Below are 16465 nucleotides of genomic sequence, written 5' to 3'. Positions count from 1 at the left end.
CTTGAACCTTGTCTTGTCAATCAAGCCACACGTCGCGCCACGCGGGCGCGTCGGGCGGCGTCCATGTTTGGGAAGGCGCTAAACGCCAATCGCCGAATGATAAGATTGCAGCGAGCGCACTTCAACCCTGCCCTGCGCCTCCACGATCGCCAGCGCGACCGCATCGCACGCCGCCGCCGTGGTGTAGTAGGGAAGCCGCTGTTGCAGCGCGCTCGCGCGAATTGACGCCGAATCCTTGAGCGACTGCCAGCCTTCGGTGGTGTTGAAGATCAGCTGCACATCGCCGTCCTTGATCCGGTCGACGATGTGCGGCCGCCCCTCCGCGACCTTGTTGACCCGCTCAATGGTCAGCCCGCGCGAGGCGAGGTAGTCGGCCGTGCCACCGGTTGCGATCACGCTCCAACCGAGTTCGATCAGTCGCTCAACGGCTGGCAGAACGCGCGGCTTGTCGCTGTCCTTGACCGACACGAAAAGCTGGCCGCTGCGCGGCAACGCGTCGCCGGCTCCGAGTTGGGCTTTCGCGAACGCAGCCGGAAAGGCATCGGCGATCCCCATCACTTCGCCAGTCGAGCGCATCTCGGGGCTGAGCACCGGATCGACGCCGGGGAACCGCGCGAAGGGGAACACCGCTTCCTTGACCGCGACATGCGGGACGTGTTGATCCACCGGCGGCAGGTCGACGAGACGCTCTCCCGCCATAACGCGCGCGGCGATCTTCGCGATCGGGGCGCCGATGGCCTTGGCGACAAAGGGCACCGTCCGGCTGGCGCGCGGGTTCACCTCGATGAGGTAAACCTCGCCGTCCTTCACCGCGAACTGCGCGTTCATAAGGCCGCGCACCCCGAGCGCGCCGGCCAGCGCGGCGGTCTGCCGTTCGATCTCAGTGACGATATCGGCGGGCAGGCTGTAGGGCGGGATCGAGCAGGCGCTGTCACCCGAATGGACCCCTGCCTCCTCGATATGCTGCATGACACCCGACACGACGACCTGTTCGCCGTCGCAGATGGCGTCGACGTCGACCTCGATCGCGTCACGCAGGTAGCGGTCGATCAGCACCGGGGAATCGCCCGAGACCTGCACCGCTGTGTCGATATAGGCTTCGAGCTGCGCGGGGCTGTCGACGATCTCCATCGCCCGCCCGCCAAGCACGTAGGAAGGCCGCGTGAGCACAGGATAGCCAATGCGCTCCGCCACCGCGAGCGCTTCCTCGCGGCTTCGCGCGATGCCGTTCTCGGGCTGTTTGAGGCCGAGCTTGTGCACCAGCGCCGCGAACCGCTCGCGGTCCTCGGCAAGGTCGATCGCGTTGGGGGAGGTGCCGAGGATCGGGATCCCAGCTTCCTCAAGCGTGCGGGCGAGCTTCAATGGCGTCTGCCCGCCGAACTGAACGATGACGCCGAGCAACGTGCCGCGGCTGCGCTCGACTTCGAGCAGCTCGAGCACATCCTCCGCGGTGAGCGGCTCGAAATAAAGCCGGTCGGAGGTGTCATAGTCGGTGCTCACCGTTTCCGGGTTGCAGTTGACCATGATCGTCTCGAACCCCGCGTCGCTCAGCGCGAAACAGGCGTGGCAGCAGCAATAGTCGAACTCGATCCCCTGCCCGATACGGTTCGGCCCGCCGCCGAGGATCACGATCTTGGTAGCCTCGGTCGGGTCCGCCTCGTCGTCCCCTGCCCCGAACGCAGGCGCCTCGTAGGTCGAGTAGAGATAGGGGGTGATCGCCGCGAACTCCGCCGCGCAGCTGTCGATGCGTTTGTAGGTTGGGCGCACGCCGAGCCGGTGGCGCAGCGCGCGCACCTCGGCTTCGGTGACACCCCCGGTCATCGCCACCAGCGCGTCGTGGAGCAGGCCCGAGCCTCGCGCCGCAGCGCGCGCCATTCCCGGCCGAACGTGCGCCGAGCGCAACGCCAGCCGCGCTAGGCGTTTGTCGGAGAAACCGAGCGCCTTTAGCCGCCGCAAGCCCACCGCATCGCGCGGTAGGCCGTCGGTCAGCACCTCATTTTCCGCCGCCACGGTCTCCGCGATGCGGTCGAGGAACCACGGGTCGTAGTGGGTAACCGCGTTGATCTCCTCAACGCTCATCCCCTCGCGCAGTGCCTGCGCCGCGACCAACAGCCGGTCGGGGGTAGGCTTGGCGAGCTCGGACAACAGCTGTTCGCGCGAGGCGCCAACGAGGTGCTCGACCGGGTCGAGCCCGCACAGTCCCGTCTCCAGCCCGCGCAGCGCTTTCTGCAGCGACTCCGCAAAATTGCGCCCGATCGCCATGACTTCGCCGACCGACTTCATCGCCGTCGTCAGCAACGGTTCGGCGCCCTTGAACTTCTCAAAGGCGAAGCGCGGGATTTTGGTGACGACGTAATCGATCGTCGGTTCGAACGAGGCGGGGGTGGCGCCGGTGATGTCGTTCTGAATCTCGTCGAGCGTGTAGCCCACCGCCAGCTTCGCCGCGACCTTGGCGATCGGGAAGCCGGTAGCCTTGGACGCCAGCGCAGACGAACGGCTGACGCGCGGGTTCATCTCGATGACGATCAGGCGGCCGTCCTTTGGATTGACGGCGAACTGGACGTTGGAACCCCCTGTTTCGACGCCGATTTCGCGCAGCACGGCGATGCTCGCCGAGCGCATGATCTGATATTCCTTGTCGGTCAGCGTCAGCGCCGGGGCTACGGTGATGCTGTCGCCGGTGTGCACGCCCATCGGGTCCACATTTTCGATCGAGCAGATGATGATGGCATTGTCCGCGCGGTCGCGGACCACCTCCATCTCATATTCTTTCCAGCCGAGCAGCGATTCCTCGATCAACACCTCGGTGGTCGGCGACGCTTCGAGCCCGCCGCGGACGATCGCCTCGAACTCCTCGCGGTTGTAAGCAACGCCGCCGCCGGTCCCGCCCAGCGTGAAGCTCGGGCGGATGATCGCGGGCAGTCCGACCTTGTGGAGCGCTGCCCAGCCCTCGTCCATATTATGCGCGATCGCCGAACGCGCGGAGCCGAGGCCGATGCGGTCCATGGCCTCGCGGAATTTCTGCCGGTCTTCGGCCATGTCGATGGCTTCGGCGCGAGCGCCGATCATCTCCACCCCGAACTTGTCGAGCGTGCCATCGCGCGCGAGCGCCAGCGCGGTGTTGAGCGCGGTCTGCCCGCCCATCGTCGGCAGCACCGCGTCGGGGCGCTCCTTCTCGATGATCGCTGCGACCATCTCCGGCGTAATCGGCTCGACATAGGTCGCGTCGGCCAGATCCGGATCGGTCATGATCGTCGCCGGGTTCGAATTGACGAGGATCACGCGATACCCCTCGTCCTTCAGCGCTTTGATCGCCTGCGTGCCCGAATAATCGAACTCGCAGGCCTGCCCGATGACGATCGGCCCCGCACCGATGACGAGGATGGAGGAAATGTCAGTGCGTTTGGGCATTAGCGGATGTCACCGACGGGCCGCTTGAACATGTAGCCGACCGACTGATCCGCGCCGTGGACCGGGCCCAGGCCGATCAGTTCCCAGCCTTCCCGGCCCATATGGTTGAGTGCTTCCTCGGTGGACTTGTTCTTGATCGGATCTAGCGACCACTCGCCCTTGTTGGTCCAGACGCTGCCTGCCCAGACGAGCACGCGATATTCCCATTGGGTCATGACGCTACTCCTAGCGAGCTGATAAACCGTGCGAACAGGTAATCGCTATCCTGCGGCCCCGGGCTAGCCTCCGGGTGATACTGCACCGCCAAGGTGCGTCTGTCGGCACATTCGAAGCCCGCGTTCGAGCCGTCGAACAGGCTGGTGTGCGTCACCGTCACGCCTTCCGGCAAACTCGCGGTGTCGACGGCGAAGCCGTGGTTCATGCTGGTGATCTCGACCGCGCCGTCGCTCAGGCGCTGGACGGGGTGGTTGGCGCCGCGGTGGCCCTGGTGCATCTTGATCGTGCGCCCGCCCAGTGCCAGCGCGAGCAGCTGGTGGCCGAGGCAGATGCCGAACATCGGCACGCCTTGCTCCATCAACTCACGCAGCACGGGGACCGCGTAGGCGCCGGTGGCGGCGGGGTCGCCGGGGCCGTTGGAGAGGAAGACGCCCGCCGGCTTCAGCGCCATGATCTCCGCCGCGCTGGTCGCCGCGGGCACCACCGTCACCCGCGCGCCCGCGTGAGCCAAACGGCGGAAGATACTGTCCTTCGCGCCATAATCGATCGCCACCACATGCGGGCGGCGCGCGTCGTCGTCGCCATGCGTGGCGTAGCCCTGCCCCAGCGCCCAGGCACCGCCCGACCAGCTCGCCTCGCGCCCGCCGGTGACACGGGCGGCGAGGTCCATCCCCTCCAGCCCCGGCCACTCAAGCGCCCTGGCGACCAGGGCGGCGGTGTCGAACTGGCCGTCGGGCGCATGCGCGATGACCGCATGCGGCGCGCCGCTCTCGCGGATGCGGCGGGTGAGCGCGCGGGTGTCGACGCCGGCGATGCCGATCAGCCCCGCGCCCGCCATCCATTCGCCGAGCGTGCGGCGACTGCGGAAGTTGGACGGCCGCGTCGGCAGCTCGCGCACCACGCAGCCGACCGCATGGGCGCGCGGCGCTTCGACGTCCTCGTCATTGGCGCCGACGTTACCGATGTGCGGAAAGGTAAAGGTGATGATCTGACCCGCGTAGGAGGGGTCGGTCATCACCTCCTGATAGCCGGTCATCGCCGTGTTGAAGATCAGTTCGCCAACGCCATCGCCGGTGCGACCGAAGCCGTGACCCCAGATCAGCGTGCCGTCGGCAAGCGCGATGACGCCGGTCGCACCGTCGGGGGCAGCGGATGCTGCGGCAGGTGCCATCGCGTCATTCTCCGTCGTATGAGCGCACACCCGAGTCGGGTGGCTAAACGACCGAGCAGTTATGCCTTAGCGCGGGCGGGCGCAATCTGGCGGCGGGACGCGAATGCGGCTACGAGCGCTCCTTTCCCGACAGTCCCCAGCCAAGCAGGTCCGCCGATGATTCGTGACGCCATCCAGTCCGCGCAGGTCGAGGCACTGAAGGCCGGCGACAAGCCGCGGCTGGCCGCGGTGCGGCTGATGCTCGCCAAGCTGAAGGAGCGCGACATCGAATTGCGCACCAAGCCCGCAAGCGGCGACGATGACTCGGTCGTCGTCGAGGTGCTGCAGAAGATGGTCAAGCAGCGCCGCGAATCGATCGCGCTTTACGAAAGCGGCAATCGCCCCGAGATGGCCGCGGCGGAGGCGGCCGAGATCGGTTACATCGAGGCGTTCCTGCCGCAGCAGCTGAGCGAGGCCGAACTCGACGCCGCGATCCAGGCGGTCGTGGCGGAGACGGGCGCGAGCTCGATCAAGGACATGGGCCGCGTCGTCGGGCAGCTGAAGGCGCGCCACGGTAGCGTCATTGACATGGGCACTGCGAGCGCGCGGGTGAAAGCGGCGCTGGGCGGTTGAGCATGCTTGCGGCGCGGGCGCGGCGGGCGCACTAACCCCCCATGGCGCTGTCCCCGCAATGGCTCGACGAACTGCGCGCGCGCACCTCGCTGTCCGGGCTGATCGGGCGCAGCGTGAAGCTGACGCGCGCGGGCCGCGAATATAAGGCGTGCTGTCCGTTTCACGACGAGAAGACGCCCAGCTTTCACATCAACGACAGCAAGGGTTTCTACCATTGCTTCGGATGCCAGGCGCATGGTGACGCAATCCGTTGGCTGACCGACTATCGCGGCCTCCCCTTCATGGACGCTGTAAAGGAGCTGGCGGCGGCAGCGGGGATGGAGATGCCCGCGCCCGATCCTCGCGCGGCGCAGGCGGCAGAGCGAGCACACTCGCTGCGCGACGTCACCGAAGCGGCGGCGAATTGGTATCGCGAACTGCTCAACGCGCCCGAGGGTGCGGAGGCGCGCGCCTATCTCGAACGTCGTGGCATTCGCTTCGAGAGCATCGCTCGCTTCGGGCTCGGGTTTGCGCCCGACGCTAAGGAACGGATGCGCGAGGTGCTGTCGCGCTTTGGCGATGCGATGGCGGTCGAAGCCGGCATGCTCATCGCCCCCGAAGCCGAAACGGGCGAAAAGGCGCGCGAGCCCTACGACCGGTTCCGCGGGCGGCTGATGATCCCCATCCGCGATGTGCGCGGACGGGTGATCGCGTTCGGCGGGCGTCTGCTGGGGCCGGGCGAACCCAAATATCTCAACAGTCCCGACACGCCGATTTTCGACAAGGGACGCCAGCTCTACAATCTCGACCGCGCCAGCGAGGCCGCGCGCAAGGCGGGGCGGCTGATCATCGTCGAAGGCTATATGGACGTAATCGCGCTCGACCAGGCGGGTATCGGCGAGGCCGTCGCGCCGCTGGGGACGGCACTGACCGAACATCAGATCGAGCTCGCGTGGAAACACTCGCCCGTGCCAATCCTCGCTTTCGACGGCGACGGGGCCGGGCAGAAGGCGGCGAGGCGGGCAGCGAGCCGGGTGCTGCCAATGCTTCGTCCTGGCCATTCGGTTAAGATCGCACTCTTGCCTGACGGGAACGATCCGGACGATCTGCTGCAAAAAGGCGGCAGACAGGCGTTCGACGACGTCATCGTGTCGGCGTCACCGTTGCCGTCCTATCTCTACCAGTCCGAACACGCCTCAGAGGATGTTACCCTCCCTGACGGACGCGCGGCCTTTAAGGAGGGCCTGATCGAGTGCGCGTCCCAAATTCAGAACGCAAGTATTCGGTCCATATATCGCGGTTGGTTTCTGGAACATTTCTTCGACGAGTTTGGCTGGCGTAAGGACCACAGAAGGGTTGTGGAGAATGCGGTCACACTGCCGCCTTTGACGTATGCGACCCTGACCGAGAAGCTAGACCGATCAGTCCTTTACGGATTGTCGCAAGTCCCAGATTTGGCCTACGCAAGCTTGGAGATGCTGAGCGGCTTCCGCCATCTCGACGACCATTTCAAGAGTTGGCAGTCTGCTATCGTAGATCACGTCATGGGTAACCCTGCGTCCAGGGCCGATGCCGTTGAAGAGATAATCGAAGTCAATGGAACCACGATTGTAAGAGGAATTGACGTCACAAAGGACCTGATGTTTCCATGGTCCAAGGATAAAGACCATCTACGCGAGACACTTCCTAAAGCGGCAGAGATGATACTACGCTTTTGCCAGTTGCAGGGCGACTTGGTCGCGGCGAATGATCGACTGGCGAAAGGCTTTGACGAGGCGACCTACGTTGAAGCTGAGGCCAATCGTAAGCGAATCCGCGAGATGATTGACGAATTGATCGATGAGATTGCTGAGTTTAGGAGCGTTTTTGGAGATCGTCGGAATACTAGCGCGTCTTGATCGCTGGTCCGACTCCCCCCATATGCGCGACACTTTTGGCGGGATGTGCGGGTGTCCTGCTACGTGTCTGCCCCACGGTGAGGCAGCGGCATGATCGACAAGGCGAGCGACAACGGCATGGGTGACGACGATATCGAACAGCAGGCTGGCGACGAGCCGCTGATCGACCTCAACGATCAAAAGGTGAAGAAGCTTATCGCCCGCGCCAAGAAGCGCGGGTACATCACCTATGACGAGCTCAACGAAGCGCTTCCGCAGGACCAGCTCTCGTCGGAGCAGATCGAGGACGTGATGTCGGCGATCTCCGAGATGGGCGTCAATATCGTCGAAAAGGACGAGGACGCCGAGGAGGAAGAGGGCGCGCAGGACGACGCCGACGACGAGATCGATCCGATCGGTTCGTCGCCGTCGATCACGGTGCCGGAAAAGAAGAAAGAGACCGTCGATCGCACCGACGATCCGGTCCGCATGTATCTGCGCGAGATGGGCGCGGTGGAGCTACTCAGCCGCGAGGGCGAGATCGCGATCGCCAAGCGCATCGAGGCCGGCCGCGACACGATGATCAGCGGGCTATGCGAAAGCCCGATCACCTTCCACGCCATCATCGAATGGTCGAACGCGCTCAACGCGGGCGAAATGCAGCTGCGTGAGATCATCGATCTCGAAGCGATGTTGCAGAAGGATCCGCCGCCCGAGCAGCTGACCGACGAGGAAGAGGGCGAGGAAGGCGAAGAGCCGGAGATCAGCGAAAAGGTCGCGGGCCCCTCGTTCAAGGACGAGGACGAGCCCGAAGAGGCGACCGCTGACGAGGATGAGGAAGGCAACCTCACCGAACGCCGTGCGCGACCTGCGTTCGAGGAAGAGGAGGAGGACAACACCCTCAGCCTCGCCGCAATGGAAGAGCTGCTGAAGCCCGAGGCGATCGAGAAGTTCGCCGCGATCACCAAGCTCTATCGCGACTTCACCAAACTGCAGAACGCGCGGCTCGCCGCGCTGGGCGTCGGCGACGATTATCCGGCGGCGCAGGAGAAGAAATATCAGCGGCTGCGCGACGAGCTCACCGCCGAGGTCGAGAGCGTTCAGTTTCACAACGCTAAGATCGAATATCTGGTCGATCAGCTCTACAGCTTCAACCGGCGCCTGACTGCGCTCGGCGGGCAGATGCTGCGCCTGGCGGAGCGTCACCGCGTCCCGCGCAAGGATTTCCTCGACCGTTACATGGGGTCGGAGCTCGACGAAAACTGGCTCGCCAACGTCGCGTCGGTCGACAAGAAGTGGGCGGCCTTCGCCGAGAAGGAAGGCGCGGCCGTCGATCGCATTCGCCAGGAAATCGCCGACATTTCGCAATCGACCGGCATGGCGCTCGGCGAGTTCCGCCGCGTCGTGAACATGGTGCAGAAGGGCGAGCGCGAGGCACGCATCGCCAAGAAGGAGATGGTCGAGGCGAACCTGCGGCTGGTGATCTCCATCGCCAAGAAATACACCAATCGCGGGCTGCAGTTCCTGGACCTGATCCAGGAAGGGAACATCGGCCTGATGAAGGCGGTCGACAAGTTCGAATACCGCCGCGGCTACAAGTTCTCGACCTACGCAACCTGGTGGATCCGGCAGGCGATCACGCGCTCGATCGCCGACCAGGCGCGCACCATCCGCATTCCGGTGCATATGATCGAGACGATCAACAAGCTGGTCCGTTGCAGCCGCCAGTTCCTTCACGAATTTGGCCGCGAACCTTCGCCGGAGGAGATGGCCGAGCGCCTCTCCATGCCGCTCGAAAAGGTGCGCAAGGTGATGAAGATCGCCAAGGAGCCGATCAGTCTCGAAACGCCGATCGGAGACGAGGAAGACAGCCACCTCGGTGATTTCATCGAGGACAAGAACGCGGTCATCCCGGTGGACGCTGCGGTTCAGTCGAACCTCAAGGAAACGGTGACGCGCGTGCTGGCGAGTCTCACCCCACGCGAGGAACGCGTGCTGCGCATGCGTTTCGGTATCGGCATGAACACCGACCACACGCTGGAAGAGGTAGGTCAGCAGTTCAGCGTGACGCGTGAACGCATCCGGCAGATCGAAGCCAAGGCGCTCCGCAAGCTGAAGCACCCATCCCGCAGTCGAAAGATGCGCAGCTTTCTCGACCAGTGAGCGGACGGCCCGCCCTGAGAAGGGGCGGGCCTTTTTCTGGGGCCCGAGGGCGCGAGCCGCCCTAATGTCGCGACGGACAGAGCTCTGATCCAAGATCGGGACACCCGCATAAACGCCGCCTTTACGATGGTCGGCGTAAGCCACGTGTAATCCGGGGGCCCAATTGGCCGCCGCGACGTGCAATGCGAGTGATTTGATGGTCGAAACCGCGCGCGATATTCAGTCGGCGTCCCTGTGCGATCAGTTTGACGCGCTGATGACGCGCGAGGGCACGCTTGCGCACCCATATGTTGAGTCGGGCAACCTCGTGAAGGGGCGGGAGGCCACCCGCAATCTCGCGGATGCCGTGCATTTCCTCTCGCTGCTTCACGGCGCATCGCCCGGCCTCGTCGGCTTGGCCTCGCTCACGACCGCAGATGGATCGGTCCGCCAATGGTTCGACATTGCGGTTGAGGGTTTCGCTCGCGAGCGCGCCTATCTTTCGCACCTTGGCGTCGCTGCAGGTCCGATGCCGAGCACGGTCGGGCAGCAAAGTTGCGAACAGACCGTCGCGGCCCAGTCGCACGCCATGGCAACGCTCGCCCGGTCCGAGCGGAGCGGTACCGCGCTGGGCGCGGCGATCGCTCTGACGATCGATTGGCGTTCAATCCGCGCCGTGCTCGACAGCGCCGCGGCGCGGCTCGATGTGGAGCCACCCGCACTGCTCCTCCCCGACCTTCCCAGCACCCGGCGGATCATCGATCTTCAAGATCATGCTGGCGGCGGACGCGCGGTGCTGTTTGGCGCGCGTCAGCTGCTGATGCAGCATCGCGGGCTGTGGGATTTGCTCGCCAGCCGCGAGCTTGCCCGCTCGACCGGCTGAGGTCGCCGCCCCTCGCGACGCTTGCCCGCAGCCCCCTCGCCCGCCTAACGCCATCGCAACGGCTTGTGAGGGACCCCGCGGATGCGATTCGAAGGTACGCAGACCTATGTTGCGACGGACGACCTCAAAGTCGCCGTAAACGCCGCGGTGACCCTACGCCGCCCGCTGCTGGTCAAGGGCGAGCCGGGCACCGGCAAGACCGTCCTTGCCGAGGAAATCGCCCGCGCTGCCAACGCGCCGCTAATCACGTGGAATGTGAAGAGCTCCACAAAGGCGCAGCAGGGCCTTTACGAATATGACGCGGTGGCGCGCCTGCGCGATGGCCAGCTCGGCGACGCGCGCGTGCACGACATTGCCAATTACATCCGCCGCGGAAAGCTGTGGGAGGCGTTTACGTCGCCCTCGCTGCCCGTGTTGCTTATCGACGAGATCGACAAGGCCGACATCGAATTCCCGAACGACCTCCTGCAAGAGATCGATCGAATGGCGTTCGACGTCTACGAAACCGGCGAGCGCGTCGAAGCGCGCGAGCGGCCGATCGTGGTGATCACGTCCAACAACGAAAAGGACCTGCCCGACGCGTTCCTGCGTCGCTGTTTCTTTCACTATATCCGCTTCCCGGATCGCGAGACGATGGAAGCGATCGTCGACGTGCACTTCCCGGACATCCAGAAGCGACTTGTTTCGCGAGCGCTCGATATTTTTTACGAGGTCCGGGAGGTCCCGGGACTCAAGAAAAAGCCGTCAACCAGCGAACTCATCGACTGGCTGAAGCTGCTGCTGGCGGAGGACATGCCGCTTGAGACGCTGCAATCGCGCGATCCGCGCAGCGCCATTCCGCCGCTCCACGGGGCGCTGCTGAAGAATGAGCAGGACGTCATGCTGTTCGAGCGGCTTGCCTTCATGGCCCGTCGGCAGAGCTAGTCCTCGCGGGTGTAGGCGATCTCGACGTCGCCCCAGCGTCTGCCGGCGATGTAAAGCGGAATATAGACGTTCCGAACGACGACCCAGGCCCGCCCGTCGTCGTCGTACCGATAGACGCCTAGGAAAAACGGCGCTTCGCTCCGTTTCGCCTTCGCGTCGATGGGTGCCCAGATGATGCGCCCGTTGCGGCAGTAGCGCGAATCATGCTGCGGATCGCCCGTCGGCGCGCGTGACACGCGTGAAAGATGCGTCGGCAGATAGCCGTTCATGTCGGTCGCGACGGCGCCGATGACGTTCGGGTTCGTTTCCGCGACGAGATCGAATACCGGCCGCCAGTAACGATCGGCGAAGTCGGTGAATCGGTTACGAAAACGCGGTGGCTGCGAACCTTCGATCGGGACATATTGCGTGTCGAACAGCGACGGAAGGTCGAGTTCCCCGCTCGCAAGAGCCTGCTCCGCGAGTGTCCCGACCTCTGCGGCAATCTGCTGCGCCGCGGCAATCATCATGCTGTCGGCAGGCGACACGCCCGCGCCGATGACGTCGTTGAAGCTTTTGTTGGCCAGCGCCTCGAGATCATCGACCCGTTGATGCGCGACGAGCAAACGATCGGCATTGCTGCGCGCAGTGGACGCGAAGTTGCCCAGTGCAGTGCGCATTTGCTGCGACGAACCGTGGATCAGCGACGCGCTGCGACTGATCTGGTCGCTCTGGCCGTCCACAAGCTGGACCAGTTCGATTGCCTGCCGGAGCGCGTCGGTAATCCGTTCCATACCCGCTTCGGCGCGATGGCCTTCGGAAACCCCCTCTCGGATATCGTCGACCAGTTCCTCCGCCTCTTTGGACAGGCCTGCGATCGTGCGCTTTATCTCGTCGGTGGCCGCGCGCGTGTTGGCAGCGAGCGTCTTGATCTCGCTTGCGACGACCTTAAACGTCCGCCCGGCATCCCCTGCCCGTTCGGCTTCGATCGAGGCGTTCAGCGCCAGCATGTTGGTCGTCCGCGCGATATTATCGATTGTACCCGAGGCGGCACGCACTTGATCGAGTGCGGCGGCCAAGTCGACGACATGGCTGCCGAGCCGTTCGACGAGCTTAGCCAGCTGCGCGAATTCGCCGACCGCAGTGGTGATTTGGGTGGCGCTCGACGAGATATTCTCCGTCGCCTTGGCCGACAGGAGCTTCGCTTCCTCGGTCGCGCGCGCGACCTGCGCCTGATCGGCCTCAAGCTCGGCAGTCACGGCCTCGATCTCGTCGAGCGTCTTGAGTTCAGCGGCGACCGCCGACTTGACCGCATCGATCTGGCCGCCGACTTCCACGCAACCGACAGCCAGGTCGCCGATCTCGTCAGCCACCCGCGGGTCCAGCGTGGCGGCGACCGCCGTGATCGCGCTATGCTCCATGGTTATCCTTCGAGGTCGATGCGAAACTGAACGTGCGATAACGAAGCTCCGTTAACGTGCTCTCAACGCTGCCGATGGCTTGCCTGCCTCGCGCCGCTATGCTTCGCATGCCGCATGTTCCTCGGATTTCTCGAAGCGTTGCGAAGCGCCGGAATCATGGTCGGTCTCAAGGAGCATCTGACCCTCCTCGAAGCGCTGGACCGCGACGTCATCGCGCGTCGCCCGGAGGAATTCTACTACCTCGCCCGCGCCACCTATGTGAAGGACGAGGGGCTGGTCGACCGCTTCGATCAGGTGTTTGCCAAGACATTTCGCGGCTTGGAAACGAGCTGGTCCGAAGCTCAGGCCGACATCCCGGAAGAATGGCTCCGTGCTGTGGCCGAGAAATATCTGACGCCCGAGGAAATGGCGAAAATCGATGCGCTCGGCTCCTGGGAAAAGCTGATGGAGACCCTGCGCGAACGACTGGAGGAGCAGGAAGGGCGGCACCAAGGCGGAAACAAATGGATCGGGACGGGCGGCACCAGCCCGTTCGGTAACTCCGGCTATAACCCGGAGGGCGTTCGGATTGGCGGGGAATCCCGGCACAAACGGGCCGTGAAAGTATGGGACCGCCGCGAGTTTCGCAATCTCGACAGCACCCGCGAGTTGGGCACGCGCAACATCAAGGTAGCGCTCCGTCGCCTTCGGCGTTTCGCGCGCGACGGCGCCGCCGACGAGCTCGACCTCGATGCGACGATCGATGGCACGGCGCGTCAGGGCTGGCTCGATATTCGCATGCGCGCGGAGCGGCACAATGCGGTCAAGGTGCTGCTGTTCCTCGATGTTGGGGGATCGATGGACCCCTTCATTCGCATCTGCGAAGAATTGTTCAGCGCGGCGTCGAGTGAATTCAAGAACCTCGATTTCTTCTACTTTCACAACTGTCCCTATGAGGGCGTGTGGAAGGACAACCGTCGTCGCTTTGCCGAGCGGACGCCCACCTGGGACGTGCTCCACAAATATGGCCATGATTATAAACTGATCTTCGTCGGCGACGCCGCCATGAGCCCCTACGAGATCACCCATGTTGGCGGCAGCGTCGAACATCATAACGATGAGGCGGGTGCGATGTGGATGCAGCGGCTGACCACGACATACCCTGCTGCGGCGTGGCTGAACCCGATGCCGGAAGCGCATTGGGGCTATTCGCAGTCGACCGGGATGATCCGCGATTTGATGGCGGGGCGGATGTATCCGCTCACCCTCGACGGGCTCGATAACGCAATGCGGGAGCTGACCCGCAAACGTTAATCAAATTGCGATCATCGGAGCCTTTTCGACCGGGCCGCGCTCTTCGCGCCTCGACCGCCCCCGCACCGGCTGCGGCCGGATCATCATGGCGAGACCGAGGGCGAAGACGCTTGCTGATGCTGCAGTCCGCAACGGATAATCGACGAAACTGTGCGCCAGCAGCGTGCCGACGATGATCGATCCCGCCATCGCGCCGAAATTGTCGCGCGCCCGCCAGATCGCCCAGCTCAGCCGCGCCCAGATGGCCGCAAAGGCCAGCATCAGGATCGCGCCCGGCAGCCCTAGCTCGATCAGCACCTCGAGCACATCATTGTGGGCGTGATTAACGAAAGTGGGCGTCACCTGGTCGAACTGCTCGTACCAGGGGTAGATCAGGGAAAAAGTGCCGAGGCCCGTCCCGACGGGCGCGAAGTCCCGCGCGATGATCAGACCCTTGTCGAGGAAGTCCCGGCGGGAAATGCCGGCGATGGCCTGTGCTCCATCACGCAGATCATTCTCGATCGGGGCAAGCCACATGAATGCGATGATCGCCAAAGCCCCGAGTGCCGCAGCGAGAACAGTCCAGCGGTTGAGCGCGATGTTGCGCCACAGCATCAGAGCGCAGGCTAGGCCGACCGGGATCAACAATAGCATGCCCGCCAGCGACCCGCTTAGCAGGACGCCAACAACGAGCAGCGAAACCGCAGCCCAGTAGAAGGCGGGGCCGATGCCGCGCTGGCGACGAGGCGCGCTGACCGCCGAAGCATAGAGGCCCGTGATCAGCGCCAGCACACACAGCATGAAGCTCGCCTGATGATTGGTGTTGGCGAAAAACCCCACGCCAAATCCGTCGTTGGTGACGCGATAAAGGTAGCCTGCCCCGCCGCCCAGCCGTTGCAACGCGCCAAGAGCAATCGAGGCGACCGCCACGGCGCTCGCCACCCATGCTGCTCGCCAAGAGTCGGGGCCGCGATCGTCGAGCATGAGGAGGAACAGCGCCAAGGGCGGCAACCACCACGTCATGCTGGCTAGGCTCCGATCCGCGGCAAGCGACCACTGCTGCCAAGGCATCCCCTTGAGCCCCAGCATCTCGAAACCTGAAGCGACGCCCTCTCGACCCGGAAGCGCCGACCAGATCATCGGCGGCAAAGGGAGAAACTGCAGCAGCAGAACACCGGCCAGCGCCATGAACCAAAGCGCCAATCCGCGATTGGGGACCCGTCCAACGCGCCCGGTGGCCAACGCGAACGCCAAAACCGCGAGCGCGGCGATCTGAAGCGCCAGATTGCCAGCGAAGCCGGCCGCACTCGCCCCTCCGAGAAGGAGGGTCGCCGCGAACAAGCCGAGCAGCGTCAATTCGTAACCAGACAGCGACTTCATCCGCCGACGCGCTCCAACCCCATGTTTCGGACGACGACAGTGGCCGAACCAGGTGCCGCTCCGGGCCGTCCGATGATCTCGACCTTTTGCGCATCACACGCTGGCGTCACTGCAAAATCGACGGCGACGACGGTTTCGCGATCGATGGCGGGACGCAATTCCGCGAGTTCCAGGAGGCTGTCGGTGCGCGCACAGGACACGCGAACAAACAGCTTTTCCGCGAGACTCTCACCCGGCAGCAACCGCGCGGCAAGGCGATACTTCCCCGGGGGGAGGACGGTTATCTGCTGCGCCAATGTTCCAGCCTCCCGGCCGAAATACTCGATATAGACGCCGCCGCCGCGCTGCCGCTCTGCGACACCAAGGTCGCTCTGGGTCAACGACCAATTGAACGGCGGCGGCGCGCGGCCGTCGCGGAAGGCGCTGTCGTAAAGCAGCGCGGCCTGGCCGTTCGTACCAAAGCTCCTGGCCCAGATCCGTCGCGCCCCGCGGTAGTCGCCGGTGCCGACGAGCGCGTCGACCAGTGGTCGCGAGACGTCCTGACTTGCGACCGCTCGGGGCGGTAGCCGGTCACGCAAGGCCGCCACCAGCGCGGCGTTGGGTTGCTGTCGGACAAAACCGTTCACCAGCGAAGGGTAGAGACGCGGGGTGCCACGAAGCGCATTGACCGCGTCGTCGATCATTGCCGGCGTTCGCATCTGACTGCCGATGGCGAAGACCAGCTCGCTGGCCTCGTCGGGTGACAGGCGAACCAGTCCCGCGACCTCCGCGATCGCCCGCGGCAGGTTGCCGGTCTGTGCATAATAGCGCAGCAGCAGCCCGCGCGCATGGGTCGAACGGGGGTTGCGGCGAATGGCCTCCCGGACAAGCGCCTCCCCACGCGCATCGCCCGCGAGAACCCTTTCGGCGCCGACATAGAGGTAGGGCTCGTACCCCAGCGGTGTCGACGGAGCTGCGGCAAGGGCTCTCTCAGCAAGTCGACGGTCGCTCCGCCCCTGTTGCTCACGGAAGGACAGGCGTAGATGGCTGGCCTCCATCGAACCCGACGACCATGGGATGCGACCGGTTGGCAGGTCGCGGCTGTTGGCGAGGTTGACCGCAAAGCCGCTGAGTGCAGCCGCCGCGCCGATCAGGAGCACGCCTGCCCCGGCCATCAGCCCGCCACGGGACAGCGACGTCGCGGCCCCGCGAACGCGTT

At 64.5% G+C, this 16465-nt stretch carries 12 protein-coding genes; 6 read left to right on the top strand and 6 right to left on the bottom strand.

The annotated features are described in order from the left end of the window. Window positions 1-78 precede the first annotated feature (78 nt). The 3 genes from carB to carA are packed head-to-tail and all read right to left on the bottom strand — an operon-like array spanning window position 79 to window position 4798. The gene (gene carB, locus ACRYJK_RS02945) at window positions 79-3411 is read right to left on the bottom strand and encodes a carbamoyl-phosphate synthase large subunit (protein WP_482666089.1); all 3333 of its coding nucleotides are present in this window, start codon (window positions 3409-3411) and stop codon (window positions 79-81) included. Then, window positions 3411-3626, bottom strand: a complete 216-nt coding sequence (locus ACRYJK_RS02940) for a hypothetical protein (protein ID WP_482666088.1) — start codon at window positions 3624-3626, stop codon at window positions 3411-3413. Before ACRYJK_RS02940 ends, carB begins: the two co-directional genes overlap by 1 nt. Continuing rightward, window positions 3623-4798, bottom strand: coding sequence for a glutamine-hydrolyzing carbamoyl-phosphate synthase small subunit (gene carA / locus ACRYJK_RS02935; RefSeq protein WP_482666087.1), 1176 nt, complete (start codon window positions 4796-4798; stop codon window positions 3623-3625). The genes ACRYJK_RS02940 and carA overlap by 4 nt, the downstream gene beginning before the upstream one ends. A 156-nt stretch (window positions 4799-4954) precedes the next feature. On the opposite strand from carA, the gene ACRYJK_RS02930 reads away from it, so the two are divergent. From ACRYJK_RS02930 to ACRYJK_RS02910, 5 genes are all read left to right on the top strand, one after another. Further along, window positions 4955-5410 carry a GatB/YqeY domain-containing protein gene (locus ACRYJK_RS02930; protein ID WP_482666086.1) on the top strand — a complete coding sequence of 152 codons (456 nt, stop codon included), beginning with the start codon at window positions 4955-4957 and terminating at the stop codon, window positions 5408-5410. 41 nt (window positions 5411-5451) lie between these two features. After that, window positions 5452-7287, top strand: coding sequence for a DNA primase (dnaG, locus tag ACRYJK_RS02925; RefSeq protein ID WP_482666085.1), 1836 nt, complete (start codon window positions 5452-5454; stop codon window positions 7285-7287). A 90-nt stretch (window positions 7288-7377) separates the two neighbouring features. After that, the gene (gene rpoD, locus ACRYJK_RS02920; RefSeq protein WP_482666084.1) at window positions 7378-9429 is read left to right on the top strand and encodes an RNA polymerase sigma factor RpoD; all 2052 of its coding nucleotides are present in this window, start codon (window positions 7378-7380) and stop codon (window positions 9427-9429) included. Between the two features lie 196 nt (window positions 9430-9625). Then, on the top strand, window positions 9626-10291 hold the full coding sequence (locus ACRYJK_RS02915) for a DUF6975 family protein (RefSeq protein WP_482666083.1): 666 nt from the start codon (window positions 9626-9628) through the stop codon (window positions 10289-10291). A gap of 81 nt (window positions 10292-10372) precedes the next feature. Next, entirely contained in the window at window positions 10373-11215 is an 843-nt protein-coding gene (locus ACRYJK_RS02910) for an AAA family ATPase (RefSeq protein ID WP_482666082.1), read from the top strand. Here the strand turns inward: ACRYJK_RS02910 and ACRYJK_RS02905 are convergent. Beyond that, window positions 11212-12615 carry a methyl-accepting chemotaxis protein gene (locus ACRYJK_RS02905; protein WP_482666081.1) on the bottom strand — a complete coding sequence of 468 codons (1404 nt, stop codon included), beginning with the start codon at window positions 12613-12615 and terminating at the stop codon, window positions 11212-11214. The genes ACRYJK_RS02910 and ACRYJK_RS02905 overlap by 4 nt on opposite strands. Window positions 12616-12729: 114 nt before the next feature. Here ACRYJK_RS02905 and ACRYJK_RS02900 point away from each other — a divergent pair, with 114 nt between their 5' ends. Then, entirely contained in the window at window positions 12730-13908 is a 1179-nt protein-coding gene (locus ACRYJK_RS02900; RefSeq protein ID WP_482666080.1) for a vWA domain-containing protein, read from the top strand. On the opposite strand, the gene ACRYJK_RS02895 is transcribed toward ACRYJK_RS02900, so the two are convergent. Continuing rightward, window positions 13909-15267, bottom strand: coding sequence for an O-antigen ligase family protein (locus ACRYJK_RS02895; protein ID WP_482666079.1), 1359 nt, complete (start codon window positions 15265-15267; stop codon window positions 13909-13911). After that, window positions 15264-16421 carry a tetratricopeptide repeat protein gene (locus tag ACRYJK_RS02890; RefSeq protein ID WP_482666078.1) on the bottom strand — a complete coding sequence of 386 codons (1158 nt, stop codon included), beginning with the start codon at window positions 16419-16421 and terminating at the stop codon, window positions 15264-15266. The genes ACRYJK_RS02895 and ACRYJK_RS02890 overlap by 4 nt, the downstream gene beginning before the upstream one ends. Window positions 16422-16465 lie beyond the last annotated feature (44 nt).

The sequence above is a fragment of the Sphingomonas sp. BLHR8 genome, assembly GCF_056821725.1.
Note: the sequence above shows the minus strand (reverse complement) of the source record. Positions and strands in the feature narration are given on the sequence as shown.

What these genes read in the sequence shown, in the direction of transcription:
- ACRYJK_RS02905 (WP_482666081.1), bottom strand. Translation starts at nt 12,615, where the DNA reads ATGGAGCATAGCGCGATCACGGCGGTCGCCGCCACGCTGGACCCGCGG.
- ACRYJK_RS02915 (WP_482666083.1), top strand. Translation starts at nt 9,626, where the DNA reads ATGGTCGAAACCGCGCGCGATATTCAGTCGGCGTCCCTGTGCGATCAG.
- ACRYJK_RS02910 (WP_482666082.1), top strand. Translation starts at nt 10,373, where the DNA reads ATGCGATTCGAAGGTACGCAGACCTATGTTGCGACGGACGACCTCAAA.
- ACRYJK_RS02890 (WP_482666078.1), bottom strand. Translation starts at nt 16,421, where the DNA reads ATGGCCGGGGCAGGCGTGCTCCTGATCGGCGCGGCGGCTGCACTCAGC.
- ACRYJK_RS02900 (WP_482666080.1), top strand. Translation starts at nt 12,730, where the DNA reads ATGTTCCTCGGATTTCTCGAAGCGTTGCGAAGCGCCGGAATCATGGTC.
- dnaG (WP_482666085.1), top strand. Translation starts at nt 5,452, where the DNA reads ATGGCGCTGTCCCCGCAATGGCTCGACGAACTGCGCGCGCGCACCTCG.
- ACRYJK_RS02895 (WP_482666079.1), bottom strand. Translation starts at nt 15,267, where the DNA reads ATGAAGTCGCTGTCTGGTTACGAATTGACGCTGCTCGGCTTGTTCGCG.
- ACRYJK_RS02940 (WP_482666088.1), bottom strand. Translation starts at nt 3,626, where the DNA reads ATGACCCAATGGGAATATCGCGTGCTCGTCTGGGCAGGCAGCGTCTGG.
- ACRYJK_RS02930 (WP_482666086.1), top strand. Translation starts at nt 4,955, where the DNA reads ATGATTCGTGACGCCATCCAGTCCGCGCAGGTCGAGGCACTGAAGGCC.
- carB (WP_482666089.1), bottom strand. Translation starts at nt 3,411, where the DNA reads ATGCCCAAACGCACTGACATTTCCTCCATCCTCGTCATCGGTGCGGGG.
- rpoD (WP_482666084.1), top strand. Translation starts at nt 7,378, where the DNA reads ATGATCGACAAGGCGAGCGACAACGGCATGGGTGACGACGATATCGAA.
- carA (WP_482666087.1), bottom strand. Translation starts at nt 4,798, where the DNA reads ATGGCACCTGCCGCAGCATCCGCTGCCCCCGACGGTGCGACCGGCGTC.